This is a genomic window from Variovorax sp. RTB1 (assembly GCF_035018765.1).
GTDB lineage: Bacteria > Pseudomonadota > Gammaproteobacteria > Burkholderiales > Burkholderiaceae_C > Variovorax.
Genome location: NZ_JASJXG010000018.1, coordinates 26,000 through 46,122, shown reverse-complemented (window position 1 = coordinate 46,122; position 20,123 = coordinate 26,000). Strand labels below are relative to the sequence as shown.

Annotated in this window: 17 protein-coding genes; 11 read left to right on the top strand and 6 right to left on the bottom strand. The window is 64.6% G+C overall.

Annotation, left to right across the window (positions count from 1 at the left end; translation table 11 throughout):
• The first annotated feature begins 13 nt into the window (after positions 1-13).
• Both QN397_RS13310 and QN397_RS13305 read left to right on the top strand, forming a co-directional pair.
• Positions 14-1,111 carry a sulfate ABC transporter ATP-binding protein gene (locus tag QN397_RS13310; RefSeq protein WP_323501082.1) on the top strand — a complete coding sequence of 366 codons (1,098 nt, stop codon included), beginning with the start codon at positions 14-16 and terminating at the stop codon, positions 1,109-1,111.
• Positions 1,108-1,641: a disulfide bond formation protein B gene (locus QN397_RS13305; RefSeq protein ID WP_323501081.1), complete on the top strand. Its 534-nt coding sequence runs from the start codon at positions 1,108-1,110 to the stop codon at positions 1,639-1,641. Before QN397_RS13310 ends, QN397_RS13305 begins: the two co-directional genes overlap by 4 nt.
• On the opposite strand, the gene QN397_RS13300 is transcribed toward QN397_RS13305, so the two are convergent.
• Both QN397_RS13300 and QN397_RS13295 read right to left on the bottom strand, forming a co-directional pair.
• Entirely contained in the window at positions 1,611-2,303 is a 693-nt protein-coding gene (locus QN397_RS13300) for a mobilization protein (RefSeq protein ID WP_323501080.1), read from the bottom strand. The genes QN397_RS13305 and QN397_RS13300 overlap by 31 nt on opposite strands.
• A gap of 71 nt (positions 2,304-2,374) precedes the next feature.
• On the bottom strand, positions 2,375-3,133 hold the full coding sequence (locus tag QN397_RS13295; RefSeq protein ID WP_323501079.1) for a hypothetical protein: 759 nt from the start codon (positions 3,131-3,133) through the stop codon (positions 2,375-2,377).
• Between the two features lie 94 nt (positions 3,134-3,227).
• On the opposite strand from QN397_RS13295, the gene smc reads away from it, so the two are divergent.
• The 6 genes from smc (at position 3,228) to def (ending at position 11,457) form a co-directional block, all read left to right on the top strand.
• Positions 3,228-6,743 (top strand): chromosome segregation protein SMC, encoded by a 3,516-nt coding sequence (gene smc / locus QN397_RS13290; protein ID WP_323495899.1) that lies wholly within the window; start codon positions 3,228-3,230, stop codon positions 6,741-6,743.
• A 13-nt stretch (positions 6,744-6,756) separates the two neighbouring features.
• On the top strand, positions 6,757-7,854 hold the full coding sequence (locus QN397_RS13285) for a cell division protein ZipA C-terminal FtsZ-binding domain-containing protein (RefSeq protein ID WP_323501078.1): 1,098 nt from the start codon (positions 6,757-6,759) through the stop codon (positions 7,852-7,854).
• A gap of 38 nt (positions 7,855-7,892) precedes the next feature.
• Positions 7,893-10,001 (top strand): NAD-dependent DNA ligase LigA, encoded by a 2,109-nt coding sequence (gene ligA / locus QN397_RS13280; RefSeq protein ID WP_323501077.1) that lies wholly within the window; start codon positions 7,893-7,895, stop codon positions 9,999-10,001.
• A gap of 135 nt (positions 10,002-10,136) precedes the next feature.
• Entirely contained in the window at positions 10,137-10,400 is a 264-nt protein-coding gene (locus QN397_RS13275) for a hypothetical protein (RefSeq protein WP_323501076.1), read from the top strand.
• 99 nt (positions 10,401-10,499) lie between these two features.
• Positions 10,500-10,898 carry a hypothetical protein gene (locus QN397_RS13270; RefSeq protein WP_323501075.1) on the top strand — a complete coding sequence of 133 codons (399 nt, stop codon included), beginning with the start codon at positions 10,500-10,502 and terminating at the stop codon, positions 10,896-10,898.
• A 19-nt stretch (positions 10,899-10,917) separates the two neighbouring features.
• Positions 10,918-11,457: a peptide deformylase gene (def, locus tag QN397_RS13265; protein WP_323501074.1), complete on the top strand. Its 540-nt coding sequence runs from the start codon at positions 10,918-10,920 to the stop codon at positions 11,455-11,457.
• 18 nt (positions 11,458-11,475) lie between these two features.
• Here def and QN397_RS13260 read toward each other — a convergent pair whose 3' ends face one another.
• The gene (locus tag QN397_RS13260) at positions 11,476-11,880 is read right to left on the bottom strand and encodes a DoxX family protein (RefSeq protein WP_187051829.1); all 405 of its coding nucleotides are present in this window, start codon (positions 11,878-11,880) and stop codon (positions 11,476-11,478) included.
• A gap of 114 nt (positions 11,881-11,994) precedes the next feature.
• Here QN397_RS13260 and QN397_RS13255 point away from each other — a divergent pair, with 114 nt between their 5' ends.
• From QN397_RS13255 to QN397_RS13245, 3 genes are read left to right on the top strand one after another with little or no spacing between them, the layout of a single operon-like run.
• Positions 11,995-13,038, top strand: coding sequence for an amino acid ABC transporter substrate-binding protein (locus QN397_RS13255; protein WP_323501073.1), 1,044 nt, complete (start codon positions 11,995-11,997; stop codon positions 13,036-13,038).
• Entirely contained in the window at positions 13,035-14,027 is a 993-nt protein-coding gene (locus QN397_RS13250) for an amino acid ABC transporter permease (RefSeq protein WP_187051831.1), read from the top strand. The genes QN397_RS13255 and QN397_RS13250 overlap by 4 nt, the downstream gene beginning before the upstream one ends.
• Positions 14,024-15,073: an amino acid ABC transporter permease gene (locus tag QN397_RS13245; RefSeq protein ID WP_323501072.1), complete on the top strand. Its 1,050-nt coding sequence runs from the start codon at positions 14,024-14,026 to the stop codon at positions 15,071-15,073. Before QN397_RS13250 ends, QN397_RS13245 begins: the two co-directional genes overlap by 4 nt.
• A gap of 42 nt (positions 15,074-15,115) precedes the next feature.
• Here the strand turns inward: QN397_RS13245 and pgm are convergent, their stop codons facing one another.
• From pgm to QN397_RS13230, 3 genes are read right to left on the bottom strand one after another with little or no spacing between them, the layout of a single operon-like run.
• The gene (gene pgm, locus QN397_RS13240; protein WP_323501071.1) at positions 15,116-16,777 is read right to left on the bottom strand and encodes a phosphoglucomutase (alpha-D-glucose-1,6-bisphosphate-dependent); all 1,662 of its coding nucleotides are present in this window, start codon (positions 16,775-16,777) and stop codon (positions 15,116-15,118) included.
• A 13-nt stretch (positions 16,778-16,790) separates the two neighbouring features.
• Positions 16,791-17,477 carry an HAD family hydrolase gene (locus QN397_RS13235; protein WP_323501070.1) on the bottom strand — a complete coding sequence of 229 codons (687 nt, stop codon included), beginning with the start codon at positions 17,475-17,477 and terminating at the stop codon, positions 16,791-16,793.
• A 30-nt stretch (positions 17,478-17,507) separates the two neighbouring features.
• Complete coding sequence (locus QN397_RS13230; RefSeq protein ID WP_323495910.1) at positions 17,508-20,111, bottom strand: [protein-PII] uridylyltransferase; 2,604 nt, start codon at positions 20,109-20,111, stop codon at positions 17,508-17,510.
• Positions 20,112-20,123: the final 12 nt, after the last annotated feature.

Here is a 20,123-nt window from a genome sequence, read left to right as displayed (position 1 = left end):
AAAAGAGAAACGCATGAGTATTGAAATCCGCGACATCAGCAAGCGATTCGGTGAATTCCAGGCGCTGCGCAACGTCAACCTCGACGTCGAATCGGGGGAGCTGGTCGCGCTGCTCGGCCCGTCGGGCTGCGGCAAGACCACGTTGTTGCGCATCATCGCGGGCCTGGAAACGGCCGACGCCGGCAGCATCCTCTTTTCAGGCGAAGACACCACCGACGTGCATGTGCGCGAGCGGCAGGTCGGCTTCGTGTTTCAGCATTACGCGCTGTTCCGTCACATGACGGTCTTCGAGAACGTGGCCTTCGGATTGCGCGTCAAGCCGCGCAGCACGCGTCCGGCCGAAGCCAAGATCAAGGAGAAGGTGATGGACCTTCTCAAGCTGGTGCAGCTCGATTGGCTGGCCGACCGCTATCCGTCGCAGTTGTCGGGCGGCCAGCGCCAGCGTATCGCGCTGGCCCGTGCGCTCGCGGTCGAACCCAAGGTGCTGCTGCTCGACGAACCCTTCGGCGCGCTCGACGCCAAGGTGCGCAAGGAGTTGCGGCGCTGGCTGCGCCGCCTGCACGACGAGCTGCACGTGACCAGCATTTTCGTGACGCACGATCAGGAGGAAGCGCTCGAAGTGGCCGATCGCGTGGTGGTCATCAACAAGGGGCAGATCGAGCAGGTCGGCTCGCCGCAGGACGTTTGGGACAAGCCCGCGAGCCCGTTCGTCTACGGCTTTCTCGGTGACGTCAATCTGTTCCATGGCCGCGCCGACCACGGCGAAGTTCAGCTCGACGGCATGCGCTTCGATGCGCCCGAACACAGTGGCGCCCGCGATGCCAAGGCGCTGGCGTATGTCCGGCCGCATGACCTGAGCGTCGCGCGCTACACGCCGGGTGCCGCTGGAATCGTCGCGACGTTGACGCGAGCCATCGTCGTCGGACCGACCGCGCGGCTGGAACTTGAACCCGTCGAATCGAATCCGGATAATCCGGGCTTCGGAACCATCATCGAAGCGCAACTTCCTGCGCAACAGTTCCGGGACTTGGGTTTGCACGAGGGCGACACGGTCGTCGCCACGCCGCGCAAGGCCAAGGTGTTCGTTGAAGAAGACTGGGTTTCCCCTTGATCGATTGGTACTTCGGCGCACCGCGCCGCGCCTATGCGCTGATTTGCCTGGCCTGCGTTGCGATGCTGGCCTTCGGCCTGTACCTGCAGCACGTGGTCGGCCTCGAGCCGTGCCCGATGTGCATCGTGCAGCGATACGCGCTGGTGCTGGTGGCGTTGTTCTCGGCGCTGGCGGCCGCGACGAACAAGAAGGGCGTGCAGGTCGCCGGCGGCCTGTTGATGCTGCTGTCTGCGCTGGCCGGTGGCTACACCGCGGCGCAACAGAGCTGGTTGCAGTGGTATCCGCCCGAAGTGGTTTCTTGCGGCCGCGACTTCTACGGAATGATCGAGACCTTTCCGCTGAAGCGCGCACTGCCGATGATCTTTCGCGGCGGTGGCGATTGCTCGCAGATCGACTGGACCTTTCTGAAGCTGTCGATCGCCAACTGGTCGTTCATCGCGTTCGTGGGCTTCACGGTGCTTGCCCTGATATTGCTGGCCCGCCGCGGCGGGCCGCGTGCTTACAGCGGCAGGGTGTCGAAGGCGGCGTAAGCCGTCGCAAGCCACGCCTTCACGCGCTGGCGTTCCAGCAGGCCCAGCGCGTGCGGGCCTTCGCGGTCGTTGACCGCTTTCCAGAAGCTGCTGTTCTGCGCGTCGATCTTGCGCATGCTCGCATCGTGCAGGCGCGGCATCGCGATGACCAACGCGTTGTGTTGCTGGGCCTTCGACAGCGACTGCGACGCCAGCAACATCCCGAAGTCGCTGCCGCGGCCGTAGTTCTGCACCACGATGTAGTTGGGGCGGTCGCCGAAGGTGTCGATCAGCGTGCCGAGCAGGTCGGTCGAGTCCTTGCCGTCGTCCAGCACATGCCAGAAGTTGACGGTTACACCGATGTCCTTGAAGACATCGAAAAGCGCCGATTCCTTGATCCAGCGTGACAGCGGTGCCAGCGTCTGCGCAGCCAGGTCGACGATCACGTTTTGCTGGGGATTGTGCTCAAAGCCGTTGACGACCGTGTCGAGCCCTTCGAAGCTGTCGACCACCACGGGCGACGCAAAGCCTTCGTAGAAACGGGTGAAGGAACTGTGCGAACGGTCGGTGTCGAAGCCGACGAAGGGACGGCTGTGGTCGATGAAGTACTGCGCGAGCACCCGTGCCGTGACCGACTTGCCGACGCCGCCTTTTTCGCCGCCGATGAAATTGATCGAGCTCATGGGTGTGCCTGGAAAAGTTGGGGTTAGGGGGTGGAGCGAGGCTTTATTTTAGAGGCCGAAGCGACATGGCTTCAGGGCCTGGCCATCGCAAAGAATGGCCCGAGGCTGCCGAGAATCCAGTTCTGGCTGAAGTCGAGCGCGGCACGTCGGTACTTCTCGTCGGCCTGCGCCGCCATCAGGTCGAGTCGCGCCGTCACCTTGGAGAGCTCACGGTCGGCCACCAGGTTGCGACCACGCTCGCTGATCTCGGTGGCAAGCAGCAAAGGCTGGCCGTCCGGACCGGTCTTCGAGCCGAGTAACCACAGCGAAATTTCGATGTTGCGGGCTGCCCGGTAGGCGTTCTCGGCATTGACGCCATCGATCATCGTTTGTTCCCAGGTGTCGCCGTTGGCCTGCTTCAACATGGAGGCCCAGCCAATCACCAACGCCGCCACCCGGTCGCCCGTGTAAGGCTGCGGCGTGGTCTCGAAGCCGAGCCGGATCGCGTCGATGCCTCTTGCGCCTTTCAACTCCGGCAACGGCTTGTCCTGCATCACCGCGTCCCATGTGCGCTGGATGGCGTCGTCGGCGCTCGGCGCCCATTTGCGCCACTCGCGCGGGTTGCGACGGTACAGGCTGAGTTGCACTCGACGGATCGATTGCAGGTTGTCGCGCAGCGCCAGGTTGGCGACGCGATTGGCGCCTGTCTGCATCCACTCCTGTCCGCCGTACGGCTCGGCGCGCTGGGTCGAATTGAAGCTGCTGCAACCGGCCAGAACCAGCGACAACGCCGTGACGGCCAGCATCGCGGGGCGACGCGCTGAAAGGGGTGTCTTTGGGAGTTCTCTCATGGGTGCGCACGTTATCATCGACCTTCCGGGTAGCAGCGCGCAACCTCGCGTTTTTCCTTACAAATCAACACCTTGGCACCCAGGCCAACACGTCGTGCGTCTCAATTCAATCAAGCTTTCAGGCTTCAAGTCGTTCGCTGAACCCACCAACTTTTTGCTGCCCGGCCAACTCGTGGGCGTCGTCGGCCCCAACGGCTGCGGCAAGTCGAACATCATGGATGCGGTGCGCTGGGTGCTCGGCGAATCGCGTGCGTCGGAGTTGCGCGGCGAATCGATGCAGGACGTGATTTTCAACGGCACCACGACCCGCAAGCAGGCCAGCCGTTCGAGCGTCGAGCTGGTGTTCGACAACGCCGACCATCGCGCCGGCGGCCAGTGGGCACAGTTCACAGAGATCGCGGTCAAGCGCGTGCTCACCCGTGACGGCACCAGCAGCTACTACATCAACAACCAGCCGGTGCGCCGGCGCGACGTGCAGGACGTGTTCCTCGGTACCGGGCTCGGACCGCGTGCCTACGCCATCATCGGCCAGGGCACGATCAGCCGGATCATCGAGTCGAAACCCGAAGAGTTGCGCCTGTTCCTCGAAGAAGCTGCCGGTGTATCTAAGTACAAGGAGCGCCGCCGCGAGACCGAGAACCGCCTGGGCGACACGCGAGAAAACCTGACTCGTGTCGAAGACATCCTGCGCGAACTCAATGCCAATCTCGAGCGCCTCGAAAAGCAGGCAGAGGTCGCGGCGCGCTACAACCAGCTGCAGGGCGATGCCACCCGAAAGCAACATCAGCTGTGGTTTTTGAAGCGAACCGAAAGCGAAGCGGACCAAGCCAAGGTCAAGGCCGACGCGGCCAAGGCAGTCAACGATCTCGAGTCGCGCATGGCCGACTTGCGGCACATCGAGGCCGAACTCGAAACCGTTCGGCAAGCGCACTATGCGGCCGGCGACCAGGTCAACCAGGCGCAGGGCAAGCTCTACGAAGCAAGCGGCGAAGTCGGCCGGCTCGAAGGGGAAATCCGCTTCGTTGTCGAAGGCCGCCAGCGTGTCGAGCAGCGGCTCGTTCAACTGCGCGAACAGATCGGGCAATGGGGCACGCGCCGCGCCGATGCGGCGGCCGAAATAGAAACGCTGGCCGACCAGGGTGTGGCGGCCGAGGAGCAGGCCATCACGCTGGCGGCGCAACTGGAAGACCACGACACGCGCCTGCCGGAGCTTGAAGAGGCACAGCAGCGTGCACAGGCCGAAGCCAACGCCCAGCGCGCCACTGTCGTGCAGGTCCAGCAGCAGATTCAGGTGCTGGCCGCAGACCAACGCAACATCGAAGACCAGTCCCGCCAACTGACGCTGCGCAGCGAAAAACTGCGCACCGACAAGAACGCGCTCGCAGCGCCCGACGAGGCGAAGCTGGGCGACCTGCAAGCACAACACGAGAGCGCACAAGAAGCCGCGACCGAAGCCGATGCTCGCTTGCAGGATCTGCAGGACAGCGTACCGCAGCTCGACGACGACCGCCGCACGCGGCAGCAAGCCGTCAACACCGAGGGCGCGCGCCAAGCCGATCTTTCGGCGCGCCTCGAAGCGTTGCGCGCGCTGCAGGAGAAGGTCAAGACCGACGGCAAGCTCGCGCCGTGGCTCGCCAAGCACGGCCTCGACGGCATGCAGGGATTGTGGAGTCGCATCCACATCGAACAGGGTTGGGAAAACGCGCTCGAATCCGCGTTGCGCGAGCGCATGGGCGCGCTTGAAGTCAGCCGGCTCGACATGGTTCGCGCCTTTGGTGCGGATGCGCCGCCGGCCAAGCTGGCCTTCTACAGCCCGCCGTCGGCCGGCGTGCCGCAAGGGCAGGGCACGTTGCCTCGATTGTCCGAGCTGCTGCGCCTCAACGATGCGGGATTGCAGGCCTTGCTGGTCGAATGGCTGCACGGTTGCTACACCGCGCAGAGCTTCGAAGAAGCGCTCGCCTTGCGCGAAAAGCTGCAGCCCGGCGACGTGGTCTACGTGAAGAGCGGCCATTCCGTTTCGCTGCACAGCGTCAGCTTTTATGCGCAGGATTCGGAGCAGGCCGGCTTGCTCGCGCGCCAGCAGGAGATCGAGAACCTGGAGCGGCAGTTGCGCGCCCAGACGCTCATCAACGAAGACGCACGCACCGCTTTGGTCCGGGCCGAAGCCGCCTATGCCGACGCCGCTTCGCGACTGGTCACCGCGCGCCGCGAAGCCGCCGAGACGCAATCGCGCGCACACGAGCTTCAGGTCGAAACGCTGCGCCTGTCGCAACTTGCCGAGCAGACCCGTGCGCGCAGCGAGCAGTTGGCAACCGACCTTGGCGAAGTCGATGCGCAACTCGATGAACTGCAGGAAAAGCGCGTGACGGCCGAGTCGCGCTTCGAGGAACTCGACATGCAGCTGGCCGACAGCCAGGAGCGGCATGCGCAACTCGACGAGTACGTGATAGAGGCGGGCAGGGCGCTCACCGCTGCGCGGGAGCAGCACCGCAGCCTGGAGCGCCAGGCACAAGAAGCCACGTTCTCGCAGCGCACGCTCGAAGCGCGGCGCGGCGAACTCAATCGCGCGATCGAAACGGCTGCGCAGCAGAACGTCGCGCTGGCCGACGAAGAAGAGCGCGCCAGGGCCGAGTTCGGCCGGCTCTCCGATGCGGCGGCGCAGGCCGGCCTGCAGGACGCGCTGTCGCTCAAGCTGGAACGCGAGACATCCCTCGGCGCCACGCGCAGCCAGTACGACGACCTCACGCTCAAGCTGCGCGCCAGCGACGAACGGCGCCTGACGCTCGAACGCGAGCTCGATCCGCTGCGTCAACGTATCACCGAATTCCAGCTGAAGGAACAGGCGGCGCGCCTCGGCTCCGAGCAATATCAGCAGCTGTTGGCCGATGCCGAAGCCGACCTCGATGCCATCGCGCTGTCGATCGAAACCGACAAGGTGCGCATCCCCGGCATGCAGGCCGAAATCGATCGGCTGCATCGCGAAGTCGCTGCCCTCGGCGCGGTCAATCTGGCAGCACTCGACGAGCTGGCGACGGCCAGCGAGCGCAAGATTTTTCTCGATGCGCAATCGGCCGACCTGAACGAAGCCATCGGCACGCTCGAAGATGCGATCCGCAAGATCGATGGCGAGACGCGCGAACTGCTCGGCGGTACGTTCAAGATCGTCAACGAGCACTTCGGCCGCATGTTCCCCGAGCTGTTTGGCGGCGGCAATGCGCGCCTCGTGATGACCGGCGACGAGATTCTGGATGCGGGCGTGCAGGTGCTGGCGCAGCCGCCAGGCAAGAAGAACCAGACCATCCATTTGTTGTCGGGTGGCGAGAAAGCGCTGACAGCGATCGCGCTGGTTTTCGCGATCTTCCAGCTCAACCCGGCGCCGTTCTGCCTTCTGGACGAAGTCGATGCACCGCTCGACGACGCCAACACCGAGCGCTATGCCAAACTCGTTACCGCCATGAGCCGCGAGACCCAGTTCCTTTTCATCAGCCACAACAAGATCGCCATGGAAATGGCCGAGCAACTGATCGGGGTGACCATGCAGGAGCAGGGCGTGTCGCGCATCGTGGCAGTCGATATGGACGCTGCGGTGTCCATGGTCGAAGCGGCTTGAAAGCGAACAGACCATGAGCAGTCTCACGATCGCGCTGGCGATTCTCGGCGGTTTGTTTCTCGCGGCCGTCATAGGCTACGACGCTTGGATGTCGCGCCGCAATTCTCCGAGGCAACCCGACAACGTCGATGGCGAGCCGTACCGCGCGACGATGCCGGCGTCGCTCTCGCCGGAAGACCCGGTGCGCTATGTCGAACCGCATCAGGTGCCGGGCAACGAGCGGCACGAGCCGTTGTTCGACCCCGATCTACCAGCGCCGGCCGCGTTACCGATTCCATCCGCGGACCGCCGCGGAGGGCTCGATCCGCTGATCGACGTCATCGCGCCGGTGTCGCTCGATGGGCTGGCGTCCGGCGATGCCGCTATTGCCGCGATGCCATCGACACGCCGTGCCGGCAGCAAGCCGGTCGCCGTCGAGGGCCTCAACGAACACACTGGCGAATGGGAGCTGCCGGCGCCGGGCCAGCGCTACGGCGCTTTCCAGGTCGGCGTGCAATTGGCCAACCGCACCGGGGCGCTGAACGAGATCGAGTATTCGGAGTTCGTCGTCAAGGCGCAGGCTTTCGCCGACGCGCTCAACGGCGCACCGGAATTTCCGGAAATGCTCGACGAGGTGGCGCGCGCTCGCGAACTCGACCAGTTCGCCAGCGCGCACGACGCCCAACTCGGCTTCGTGCTGCGTGCGCTGCATGCTGCGTGGAGCCCCGGCTACGTGCAGCAGAACGCGGCGCGGCTCGGTTTCGTTGCCGGCATGATTCCCGGGCGCATGGTGTTGCCGACGTCGGAAGTCGGCTTGCCGCCGATCCTCGGCCTGTCATTCGACACGCAAGCCGCCCTGGCCGACGACCCGGCGCAGTCGGCCATTCGCGAACTGACACTGAGCCTCGACGTGCCCCAGGTCGACCGCAGCGAGCGTCCCTTCGAACGCATGCGGGAAGCTGCAGCGACGCTGGCGCGCGAGATGGACGGCGTGGTCACCGATGGCGACGGCCAGCTGCTGCGTGACGACACGATGGACGTGATCGGCGCAGACCTCGAGCAGCTGTACGACACGCTCGAATCGCGCGACTTGGCGGCCGGCACGCCGTTAGCACGCAGGCTGTTCAGCTAAGACCACGGACTTTTTCGAACGACTCCCGGAGACATACGATGACGAAGCGCGATCAGGCCGCAAAAGAGGCCGAACGCGACCCCGCGAATGAAGCCGCAGCGCTGACTGAAAAGCTGCGCCATCATGCGCATCTGTACTACGTGCTGGATGCGCCCGAGCTGCCCGACGCCGAGTACGACAAGCTGTTCCAGCGGCTGCAAGCGATCGAAGCCGAACATCCCGCGTTGCGAACGCCCGATTCGCCAACGCAGCGTGTGGGCGGCAAGGTGCTCGAAGGCTTCGTCAAGATCCGCCATAGCGTGCCGATGCTGTCGATTCGCACCGAGACCGACATCACCTCGACCGGTGCCAGCGCTTTCGATGCGCGCGTGCGGCGCGAACTCGGCCTGGCCGAAGACGCGGCGCAGATCGCTTATGTGTGCGAGCTCAAGTTCGACGGCTTGGCCATCAACCTGCGCTACGAACACGGCGTGCTGGTGCAGGCCGCGACGCGCGGCGACGGCGAAGTGGGCGAAGAGGTCACGCAGAACATCCGCACGGTTCAGCAGATTCCTCTGAGGCTTGCCGGCGAGGCGCCCCCGCCACCGGTGGTCGAAGTGCGAGGCGAGGTCTACATGAAGCGCGCCGATTTCGACGCGCTGAACGACCGCCAGCGCGGGAAGATCGCGGCCGGCCAGAAGAACGAGAAGGTGTTCGTCAATCCGCGCAACGCTGCGGCCGGCGCGGTGCGGCAACTCGATCCTGCCATCGCAGCCGCCCGGCCATTGAGCTTCTTCGCGTACGGCCTGGGTGAGGTCTCGCCACCCGAACAAGGCGGCCCCGATCGCCCGACGCAGTTCGATTGGCTGCAGCAGTTTCATTCGTGGGGATTTCCGGTCGCGACGCAGACGACGCGTGCCAGCGGTGCCGTCGAACTTATCGCCTTTCACGAGAACATCGGACGGCAGCGCGATGCCTTGCCATACGACATCGACGGTGTGGTCTACAAGGTCGACAGCGTCCAGCTGCAGCGGCGGCTGGGCTTTGTATCGCGCGAGCCGCGCTGGGCCGTGGCGCACAAGTACCCGGCACAGGAGCAGTTGACGACGGTGCAGGCGATCGAGATCCAGGTCGGGCGCACCGGCAAGCTCACGCCGGTCGCCAAGCTGGCGCCGGTGTTCGTCGGCGGCGTCACGGTAACCAATGCCACGCTGCACAACGAAGACGAAACGCGGCGCAAGGATGTGCGTGTCGGCGACACGGTGATCGTGCGCCGCGCGGGCGATGTGATTCCGGAAGTCGTGGGACTGGCGCCCGACAGCGCTGCTTTGCCGGACGACCAACGCGGCCCTGTCTTCACCATGCCGCACAAGTGCCCGATCTGCGGCTCCGACGCGGTGCGCGAAGAGGACGAAGTGGACTACCGCTGCACCGGCGGCTTGTTCTGCGCAGCCCAGCGCAAGGAAGCGATATTGCACTTCGCGGCCCGCCGCGCGGTCGAGGTCGAAGGCTTGGGCGACAAGCTGGTCGAGCAGCTGGTCGACGCCAACCTCATCCGTACCTTGCCCGATCTGTACAAGCTCGGTTTCACCACGCTGGTCGGGCTCGATCGCATGGCGGAAAAGTCGGCCAGGAACATCGTCGATGCGCTCGAAAAATCGAAAGAGACGACCTTGCCGCGCTTTTTGTTCGGGCTGGGTGTGCGGCACGTCGGCGAGAGCACCGCGAAGGATCTGGCCAAGCACTTCGGCAAGCTCGACTCGATCATGGACGCCACCGAAGCTGAGCTGCTTGAAGTGAACGATGTCGGCCCGGTGGTCGCACAAAGTTTGCGAACGTTTTTCGACCAACCTCACAACCGCGAAGTGGTCGAGCAGCTTCGCGCTTGTGGCCTGACCTGGAAAGAGGGCGAGCCCGCGCCGCGCATTGCGCTGCCGCTGGCTGGCAAGACCTTTGTCATCACCGGGACCTTGCCGACGCTGAGCCGAGACGAGGCCAAGGACAAGCTCGAAGCCGCAGGCGCCAAAGTGGCGGGCTCGGTGAGCAAGAAGACCGACTACGTCGTGGCAGGCGAAGAAGCGGGGAGCAAGCTCGAGAAGGCGAAGACGCTCGGTGTCGCGGTGATCGACGAAGCGGCGATGCTCGCGCTGTTGACAAGCGCGGCATGACGTTGGCGTTCGAATGACGCGGATGTGAGAGCGCGGATGTTACGGCTGCTTTACGCAGCGTTACCCAGCTTCACAAAACTTGGGTCAACAACGGCGCAGCGCTCGCGTTGGATGATTCTGACCAGGAGAACCCTCATGAAATATCTGCGTTCGATCGCCATGGCTGCAACAGCCGGCACCATGTTGCTTCTCACCGGCTGCGTGGTCGCACCTCCGGGCTATCCCGGCTACCAGGGCTACAACGAATACGGCCAGGCGGTTTATGCCCAGCCGGGCCCCGTGGTCGTTCCGGCGCCGGCCATCTCTATCGGCATCGGGGGCTACTATCGTGGCGGCGGCTACGACCGTGGTTACTACGGCGGCCGAGGCGGGTACTACGGTCATGGCGGCTGGCGCTGACGTCCCGTTTGGTTGATCGCACATGCGAGCATCCGCTGATGGCGTCTGCACAGCCTCACGAAGCACTGTCGCCACCGTCTGGTGCATGAGGAATTCCTGATGAGAACAAGTGTTCGTATTGCAGCTGCCTGGGCTGCGGGTATCGCAGGCGCACTGGCTTTGAGCGGTTGTGCGGTCGCACCGGCCGGCTCCGTGGTGTACACCGACGCGGGCTACCCGGCCTATTCCGCTCCGTACTACGCCGACCCATTTGTCGTCGCGCCGCCGGTGTATCTGGGCCTCTATGGCAACTACGGATATTCCGGCTATTACGGCGGTCGCGGCTACTACGGTGGGCGTCCGGGGTACTGGAACCGTCCCGGCGCGTATGGCCGACCGGGGTATGGTCCAAGGCCAGGCTTCACGCCGCGTCCAGGCTTCGCACCCCGACCCGGTTACGGTGGTGGTGGCCGGCCGGGCTATGGCGGCGGGCGCGGCGGCGGCGGCTTCAGGCGCTGAGCCTCGCGATAATCTCGGCATGGCCACACACGAAATTTTGAAGATGGGCGACCCCCGTTTGCTGCGCATCGCGCTGCCGGTGGACGCATTCGATACCGACGAGTTACACCTGTTGGTGCGCGACATGTTCGAGACCATGCACTCGGTGAGTGGCGCCGGCCTGGCCGCGCCGCAGATCGGCGTCGATCAGCAACTGGTGATCTTCGGCACCGACGCTGTCAATCCACGCTACCCGGACGCGTCGATCGTGCCGCGCACCGTCCTTGTCAATCCCGTCATCACACCGCTCGGCGATGAAGAAGAAGAGGGCTGGGAGGGTTGCCTTTCGGTGCCGGGCTTGCGCGGAGTGGTGCCGCGCTTTGCCAACATCCGCTACACCGGATTCGATCCGTATGGCGACCCAATCGACCGCACCGTGAGCGGCTTTCATGCGCGGGTCGTCCAGCACGAGGTCGACCACTTGCTCGGCAAGCTGTACCCGATGCGCGTGCGCGACTTCTCGCGCTTCGGCTTCACCGAGGTTCTGTTTCCAGGCCTCGATGCAAGCGAAGATGACTGACTCTGCCAGCGCAGGAGACTAGTTGAAACGGCCGGTGCGGCCGCCGAGGCTAAAGCCGCCTGCGCCCAGAAAACCGACCGCTACCGCCGCCGCCAGGAACATGCCTTGCAACTCGAGTTGCCAGCCGCCTTGCTTGCTCAGCGCGCTCAGGTCGCCCATGTGCACCAGGTAGATGGCGAACAACATGTTGAGTGCAATGATCCAGGCGGCGGGCCGGGTGAAGAACCCGATGATGATGAGCGCCGGCGCAATGACTTCGCCGATGTAGACGCCATAAGCCAGCAACGGCGGCAAGCCGTGCGACGTCAGCTGGCTCGAGACGAAACCGACGCCCCCTTTCAGTTTGGCGATGCCATGCAGCAGGATGAGGATCCCAAGGGCAAGGCGGAGGATCAGTTTGCCGGTGTCATCGCTTCGGGTCATTGGGTTTCTCCGTTATCAGGTTGAGGTGCGAGGATGTTAATGAACTGTGGGGCGCATCCTGCGTACACTGCCAAAAATCGTTCTACGCACTTTTAGGCACTGAATCACAACACCATGAAAAGCATTCGTCCGACGCTCGTACCGGCTGCCGCTGCAGCCCTTTCCATCCTTGCGCTTGGCGCTTCGGTGTCGGCTTTTGCCGGCAAGACGCTCGATGCGGTCAAGCAGCGCGGCACCGTCAAATGCGGCGTCACCAACGGCGTCGCCGGTTTCTCCGCACCGGACACGCAAGGCAACTGGTCGGGCCTCGACGTCGACAGCTGCCGCGCCATTGCGGCGGCGGTGCTGGGTGATCCCAAGAAGGTCGACTTCGTGCCGCTCAATTCGCAACAGCGCTTTTCCGCCCTGCAGGCCGGCGAGGTCGACATCCTGGCGCGCAACACGACATGGAACCTGACGCGCGATGCCTCGCTCGGCTTCAACTTCACGACGATCAATTACTACGACGGGCAGGGCTTCCTGGTGCCGAAGAAGATCAAGGTGACGAGCGCCAAGCAACTCAAGGGGGCGACCATCTGCACGCAGTCGGGCACCACCAACGAGAAGAACGTGTCGGACTGGTTCAAGGCGCAGAACATCCCGATCAAGACCGTCGTGTTCGAAAGCTTCGAGGCCTCGTTCAAGGCCTTCTTCGCAGGCCGTTGCCAGGCCTTCACGACCGATGCCTCGGCCCTTGCCGGCCTGCGAAACAAGGAGGCGCCCAATGCCGACGACTACCTGATCCTGCCGGAACTGATCTCCAAGGAACCGCTCGCGCCACTGGTGCGCCGTGGCGACGACGAGTGGTTCGCCATCGCCAAGTGGGTGCCCAACGCGCTCATCGAGGCGGAGGAGGTCGGCATCACGCAGGCCAACATCGACACGCTCAAGACCGACAGCAAAGACCCGGCGCAACAACGGCTGCTCGGCACCAGCGACGACCTCGGCAAGCTGCTCGGGCTCGACAAGGACTGGTCGTACCGCGCGATCAAGGCGGTCGGCAATTACGGTGAAATCTTCGAACGCAACGTCGGACCGAAGTCGGTGTTGAAGCTGCCGCGCGGCGTCAACAACCTGTGGAGCAAGGGCGGCCTGATGTACGCCCCTCCTGTCCGGTGAAGGGGGCGGCGTCCGGCCGCTGGATCGCCTGGGTCGTTCAGGCCCTGCTGCTCGCCGCCATCGCGGGCGGTGCCGTCTGGCTGGTGTTGCATGCGCTGGGCGTTTTGCGCGCACGCGGCGTGCAGTCGGGCTTCGATTTTCTGCTTGACCCGGCCGGCTTCGGCATTGGTGAGGGCTGGCTCGATTTCGAGGCGGGGCAACCCTACTGGCGCGCTTTTCTGGCGGGCCTGATCAACACGCTGCGCGCCGCGGTGCCGGCCTCGATCCTGGCCGTCGTGTTCGGCACGTTGATCGGCATCGGCCGGCTCGCGCCGCACGTGCTGGTGCGCGGCATCTGCGGCGCGTACGTGCAGACGCTGCGCAACATCCCGCTCCTCGTACAGATGCTGATGCTGTACTTCGCACTCACGCAGCTGCTGCCCGATTCGACCGAAGCCATCGAGCTGGTGCGCGGCGTGTGGCTCAGCAAGGACGGCCTGACGATCCCGTGGCCGGTGCGCGAGGCCGGCGCCTGGTGGCCGTCGCATTTCGACTGGCCCGAGCGCAGCAGTTTCAACGTGACTGGCGGTGCGGCACTTAGCCCGGAATACCTCACGGTGGTGATCGGGCTCGCGGCGTACACGGCCGCGTTCGTCGCGGAGATCGTGCGGGCCGGCATCGGTTCGGTCTCACAAGGTCAGAAGCTCGCTGCGCAGGCGCTCGGCCTCACGCCGCTGCAGCAGCTGCGCATCGTCGTACTGCCGCAGGCGCTGCGGGTGATCGTGCCGTCGCTCACAAACCAATTGCTGAGCCTCACGAAGAACTCGTCGCTGGCGGTGGCGGTCGGCTATCCGGAGCTGATGTCGATCGCCAACACATCCTTCAACTCGACCGGCCGCACCTTCGAATGCATCGCCATCATCATGGCGGTCTACCTGGCGTTGTCGTTGTCGATCTCGGGCGCGATGAATTTTTACAATGCGCGGGTTGCGTTGCGGGGGTGGCAATGAACGACCGGATCGCCTGGCGCAGCGAACTGTTCGGCTCGCCGGTGCGAAGCGTGTTCACGGTCGTGCTGCTGGCGTTGTTCGCATGGGTCGGCGTATACGTGTTCGACTGGGCCGTGTTGCACGCGGTGTTCCGACCCGACGCCGAGGCCTGTCGAGCGGCCGGCCATCACGGTGCCTGCTGGGGCGTGATCGCCGAAAAATGGCGCCCCATTCTGTTCGGCCGCTATCCGTACGAAGACCAATGGCGTCCCGCTGTCGCCGTTGCCGTGCTGACCACGACGACGCTGCTGAGTGCCTGGCCGCGCAGCTGGCGCGTCTGGCTGCTGCCGCTGTGGGTCGTCACGCTGGTGGTTTTCGTGGTGCTGATGCGCGGTGGCTGGCTCGGCCTTGTCTACGTGCCGACCAGCCGTTGGGGTGGCCTTCCGCTGACCATCAGCCTGGCGGTGGTCAGTCTGGCGCTGGCATTTCCGCTGGCGTTGCTGCTGGCTTTGGGGCGCCGCTCCCAATGGCCGGTGGTGCGTACGCTGAGCGCCACGTACATCGAACTGGTGCGCGGCGTGCCGTTGATCTCGGTGCTGTTCATGGCGTCGTTTTTGCTGCCGCTGCTGTGGCCTGCTGGATGGCAGCTCGACGTGCTGGTTCGGGTGCTGGCTGGCCTGGCGTTGTTCGTCGCCGCCTACCTGGCGGAGATCATCCGTGGCGGACTTCAGGCGGTGCCGCGCGGGCAGACCGACGTGGCGATGGCGCTGGGCTTCGGCCGCTGGCCGGTGCAGCGCGACATCATCCTGCCGCAAGCGCTGCGGCTGGTCGTTCCTGCCCTGACCAACAGCGTGGTCGGCACGTTGAAAGACACCTCGCTCGTGACCATCGTCGGCTTGTTCGAACTGACCGGCGCGCTGGGCCTGGCGCTCGGCGGTGATACGACCTGGCGGCCGTTCTACCTCGAAGGCTACCTGTTCCTTGCCGCGGTCTACTGGGTGCTGTGCTTCAGCCTGTCGCGCTACAGCGCGTGGCTGGAGCGCCGGCTGTCAACGGGGCGCGACTGACGCGCCAGGCGCAGTGTCTGCTCGACGTCCGATTCGATCCGTTCAGTCGCCCAGCGCCTGGTCCACCACCGTCTGCGCCTCACCCAGAATCCGCTGCAAATGCGCTTCACCCAGGAAGCTCTCGCCGTAGATCTTGTAGATGTTCTCGGTGCCCGAAGGCCGTGCCGCGAACCAGCCGTTCTCGGTCATGACCTTGACGCCGCCCAACGCTGCGCCGTTGCCCGGTGCGTTGCTCAAGACGTTCACGACTTTTTCCCCGGCCAGTTGCGTGGAGGTGATCTGCGCTGGCGACAACGTCGACAGGCGCTTCTTTTGCGCCGGCGTGGCGGCCGCATCGACTCGATCAGACACCGGCTTGCCGAGCGCGGCGGTCAACTCGGCATAGCGCTCGCCCGGGTCGCGCCCGGTCTGCGCCTTGATCTCGCCAGAGAGCAGGGCGGCGATGAGTCCGTCCTTGTCGGTCGTCCAGACCGCGCCATCGCGACGCAGAAAGGTCGCGCCGGCGCTCTCTTCGCCGCCAAAGCCGAGCGAACCGTCGACCAGTCCGTCGACGAACCACTTGAAGCCGACCGGCACCTCGTACACCTTGCGGCCCACGCTGGCAGCCACGCGGTCGATCATGCTGCTGCTGACCAGCGTCTTGCCGACGGACGCCGATGCCGACCAGTGCGGGCGGTGGGTGAAGAGGTAATCGACCATCACCGCCAGGTAACTGTTCGGCTGCATCAGGCCCGACGTGCGCGTGACGATGCCGTGACGGTCGTGGTCGGTGTCGCAGGCGAAGATGATCGGAAAGCGCTCCTTGTGTTCCACCAGGCTGTGCATCGCGTAGGGCGACGACGGATCCATGCGGATGCGCCCGTCCCAGTCGAGCGACATGAAGCGAAACCGCGGGTCGACCTCAGGGTTGAGCACTGTCAGCTTGAGCTTGTAGCGCGCGCCGATGGCCGCCCAGTAGTTGACGCCGGCACCGCCGAGCGGGTCGACGCCCATCTCGACTTCGGCACCGCGGATGGCGTCCATGTCGATCACGCTGGCGAGGTCTTCGACGTAATTGTTGAGGAAGTCGTGGCGATGCGTGGTCGATGCTTTAAGCGCCTGCGCCAGCGGCATCCGCTTCACGCCGGCAAGTCCGTTGGCCAGCATCGCGTTGGCTGCAGCCTCGACCGCCGACGTGATGTCGGTGCCGGCCGGTCCCCCGTTCGGCGGGTTGTATTTGAAGCCGCCACTCTCGGGCGGATTGTGCGAGGGCGAGACCACGATACCGTCGGCCAGCCCGCTGCCCGGGCCGATTTTTCGACCGCGGTTGTACACCAGGATGGCGTGCGACACGGCCGGCGTCGGCGTGTACTCGTCGTCTTTCGACAGCATCAGCTCGACGCCATTCGCGGCCAGCACTTCCACCGCACTGGCGAACGCCGGCGTCGACAGCGCATGCGTGTCGATGCCCAGAAACAAAGGGCCGTCGATGCCCTTTTGCTTCCGAAAGTCGCAGATGGCCTGCGTGATCGCCAGCACATGCCACTCGTTGAACGAGTCGTCGAAAGACGAGCCGCGATGGCCCGAAGTACCGAAGGCGACGCGCTGCGCCGCCACCGACGCATCGGGCCGGCCGCTGTAGTAGGCCGAGACGAGCCGCGGCACATTGACCAGCGAAGCGTACGGTGCCGGCTGGCCGGCGAGGGGGCTGATGTTCTGGCTCATGTCATGTCTCCGGTCATGTCTCCGGCAAAGCCGGCCACTGGTAGTCGACGAGATCGCCGATGCGCTCGACGGTGATGTCGGCAGGCGCATAGGCGGCAAGGGCTTGCGTGTCGAGCGCGTAATGGCCCTGGCGCACGAAAACGGTGGTCAGGCGCGCACCCCAAACGGCCTTCATGGCCGACAGGATGCGCAGCTTGTCGTCGATCATCACGTAGTGCCGGGCAGGGTAGGCCGCGGAGATGGCGTCCAGCATCTGCTCTTTGTGCACGTAGATCAGGACGCGGCCTTCGACGGCGTCCCAGAGCGCAGCCTGTTGCACTTTGCGCGGTTGAAAGACGACATCGCCGTCCGACACGATGGCGACGGGGCCACGTTGCCGAAGCGCCTTCAGCGCATCCAGTGCGCCCGGATACACACGGTCGGCGAACGGGTAGTCGATCAGGTAGCCGGACATCAGCAGCAAGCGCGAGTCCTTCATGCCACGCAGGCTCTCGTCGTTGCGATAGTGCTGCAGCGCGCCGAGGTAATCGACGTAGCCAAGCTCGGTCCGCAGCGTTTCCAGCGTTTCCCAGTAACGATCGGCGCTGGCCATGCCGAAGGCCTCTTCGAGATGTTGCCGCAGGTCGGCAATGATCCGGTCGTTGTCGAGCAGCGTGTTGTCGACATCGATGAGGTAGACGGTGTCGGTGGGCTCGGTCATTGAAAAAACTCCGGAATGTTCGGTGGCTGATCAGGGCGCGAGCGCTTCGAGCAACTCGGTCTGGATGGCCAGCTGGGCGCGCTGGCCCTGCAGCTCGGGGCCGCTGATCAAAAAGCTGTCTTCCACCCGCTCGCCCAGGGTCGTAACCTTGGCGAGTTGCAGATTCAGGTGATGGTGCGCCAGCACCCGTGCCACCGAATACAACAGGCCTGCACGGTCACTCGCCGAGATGTTGAGAACCCAGCGCTGCGCCTTGTCGTCCGGCACCAGGCTGATGCGCGGGTTGATTGGAAAGCTGCGCACGCGGCGCGACACGCGGCCCTTGCTCGGCGCGGGCAGCGGTCCGGTTTCTTCGAGCGCCTTGGCAAGGCCGGTCTCGACCATGCTCATCAGGTCGCGGTAGTGCTCCGGCGCGAAGGCGGTCACGATCTGGAAGGTGTCGAGCGCGTAGCCGTTGCTCGTGGTGTGGACCTTGGCGTCGATGATGCTGAACGACGACTGGTCGAAGTAGCCGCAGATGCGCACGAACAGATCGGGCTGGTCGGGCGTGTACACGACCACCTGCAGTCCCTCGCCGATGGGCGACAGCCGAGCCCGCACGATGGGCTGCGTCGACGGATCGATCGGCACCCCGCGCATCGGCACGTGACGCGACAGCTGCTTGGCATGCCAGGCAATTTCCGACGCGTCGTGCCGCATGAAGTAGCCGACATCGAGCGTCTCCCACAGTGCCTTGTGCGACTCGAAACGCTCCGCATACAAAGCCAGTTGCACCAGGGCGTCGTGCTTGCGCGCTTCGATCTCGGCACCCGCATCCGGCATGTGGCCGCCGAGCGTACGCAGCGTGGCGCGGTACAGGTCTTCGAGCAGCTTGCCTTTCCACGCGTTCCAGACACGCGGCGAGGTGCCGCGGATGTCGGCGATGGTCAGCAGGTAGAGGCCGGTCAGGTAACGCTCGCTGCCGACACGCTTGGCGAAAGCGCCGATCACTTCCGCGTCGCTCAGGTCCTGCTTTTGCGCAACCGTGCTCATGGTCAGGTGCTCGGTCACCAGAAATTCGATGAGCTTCGTGTCTTCGCGGCCGATGTCGTGCTGCTGGCAAAAACGCCGCACGTCACGCGCACCGAGCGTGGAGTGATCGCCGCCGCGGCCCTTGGCGATGTCGTGGTACAGGGCCGCCACATAGAGCACCCACGGCTTGTCCCAGCCGGCCGCGAGCTGCGAACAAAACGGGTACTCGTGCGCGTGCTCGGCCACGAAAAAACGCCTTACGTTGCGCAGCACCATGAGGATGTGCTGATCGACCGTGTAGACGTGGAACAGGTCGTGCTGCATCTGCCCGACGATGCTCCGGAACACGCGCAGGTAGCGGCCCAGCACCGACGTCTGGTTCATCAGCCGCATCGCGTGCGTGATGCCGCGCGGTTCCAGCAGCATGCGCATGAAGGTGATGTGATTCACCCGGTCGTTGCGAAACTTGCTGTCCATGACGCGGCGCGCGTTGTACAGCGCCCGCAGCGTGCGCGGCGACAGGCCGTTCACTCCGATGGTCTTCTGATACAGCAGGAACGTTTCGAGAATCGCGTGCGGATCGCGCTGGTACAGGTCGTCGCTGGCGATCTCGATCAACCCGCCTTTCTCGAAGAAGCGGTCGTTGATACGGGTTGGCTGATCGGCCTGCGGCTGCAGTCGCTCGGCGATGTTGAGCAGCATGATCTGGTTCAGCTGCGTCACCGCCTTGGCCGCCCAGTAATAGCGCCGCATCAGCGCCTCGCTGGCCTTGCGCTGCGAAATGCCCTCGTAGCCGAAGGTGGCTGCCACGGCCGTCTGCAAGTCGAACACCAGCCGGTCTTCGCGCCGGTTGGCGATCACGTGAAGGCGCGCGCGAATCAGGCTGAGCAGCGCCTCGTTGCGCTTGATCTGCTGAACTTCGAAAACGGTCGCCAAGCCGCTTTTGGCGAGGTCGTCCCAGCGACTGCCGAAGCCTGCCGCCTTGGTCATCCACAGAATGGTCTGCAGGTCGCGCAGCCCTCCCGGCGATTCCTTGCAGTTGGGTTCCAGCGCGTAGGGCGTGTTGTCGTACTTTTGATGCCGATGCCGCATTTCTTGCGACTTGGCAGCGAAGAAAGCCTGTGGGTCGATGGCCGCCGTGAAGCGTTTGCGAAAGCTGGTGTAGAGCTTCTTGTCGCCGGCGATCAGCCGCGATTCGAGCAGCGACGTCTGCACCGTGACGTCTTTTTCGGCCTCACCCAAGCATTCGTCGATGGTGCGAACGCTCGACCCGATCTCGAGACCGGCATCCCAGCAGCGGCCGATAAAAGCCTCGATGCGGCCGGGGTCGATGGAGTCGGCATGGCTGGCCGGCAGCAACAACAGCACATCGACATCGGAATACGGAAAGAGCTCGCCGCGACCGAAACCGCCGACGGCTGCCAGCACCAGCTCATTGCCGAAATCAGCGTCTTGCCAGAGCATGCGCAGCGTCTCGTCGGCCAATGCCGACAGCTGGCGCAACACACCGTGCACGCTGCGAGTCGGTGCGCGGGCAAAGCGCAGCGTGTCGAACAGGGCGAGCTTGTCTGCGCGATACGACTCGCGCAGCATCCCCACGTCGATGTTCGGAGCTTCGATCACACCATGTCGGTC

Coding starts and splice junctions, on each gene's coding strand:
- QN397_RS13235 (WP_323501070.1), bottom strand. CDS start 17,477: ATGACCGAGCCCACCGACACCGTCTACCTCATCGATGTCGACAACACG.
- ligA (WP_323501077.1), top strand. CDS start 7,893: ATGACGAAGCGCGATCAGGCCGCAAAAGAGGCCGAACGCGACCCCGCG.
- QN397_RS13245 (WP_323501072.1), top strand. CDS start 14,024: ATGAACGACCGGATCGCCTGGCGCAGCGAACTGTTCGGCTCGCCGGTG.
- QN397_RS13295 (WP_323501079.1), bottom strand. CDS start 3,133: ATGAGAGAACTCCCAAAGACACCCCTTTCAGCGCGTCGCCCCGCGATG.
- QN397_RS13255 (WP_323501073.1), top strand. CDS start 11,995: ATGAAAAGCATTCGTCCGACGCTCGTACCGGCTGCCGCTGCAGCCCTT.
- QN397_RS13275 (WP_323501076.1), top strand. CDS start 10,137: ATGAAATATCTGCGTTCGATCGCCATGGCTGCAACAGCCGGCACCATG.
- QN397_RS13270 (WP_323501075.1), top strand. CDS start 10,500: ATGAGAACAAGTGTTCGTATTGCAGCTGCCTGGGCTGCGGGTATCGCA.
- pgm (WP_323501071.1), bottom strand. CDS start 16,777: ATGAGCCAGAACATCAGCCCCCTCGCCGGCCAGCCGGCACCGTACGCT.
- def (WP_323501074.1), top strand. CDS start 10,918: ATGGCCACACACGAAATTTTGAAGATGGGCGACCCCCGTTTGCTGCGC.
- QN397_RS13300 (WP_323501080.1), bottom strand. CDS start 2,303: ATGAGCTCGATCAATTTCATCGGCGGCGAAAAAGGCGGCGTCGGCAAG.
- QN397_RS13260 (WP_187051829.1), bottom strand. CDS start 11,880: ATGACCCGAAGCGATGACACCGGCAAACTGATCCTCCGCCTTGCCCTT.
- QN397_RS13285 (WP_323501078.1), top strand. CDS start 6,757: ATGAGCAGTCTCACGATCGCGCTGGCGATTCTCGGCGGTTTGTTTCTC.
- QN397_RS13310 (WP_323501082.1), top strand. CDS start 14: ATGAGTATTGAAATCCGCGACATCAGCAAGCGATTCGGTGAATTCCAG.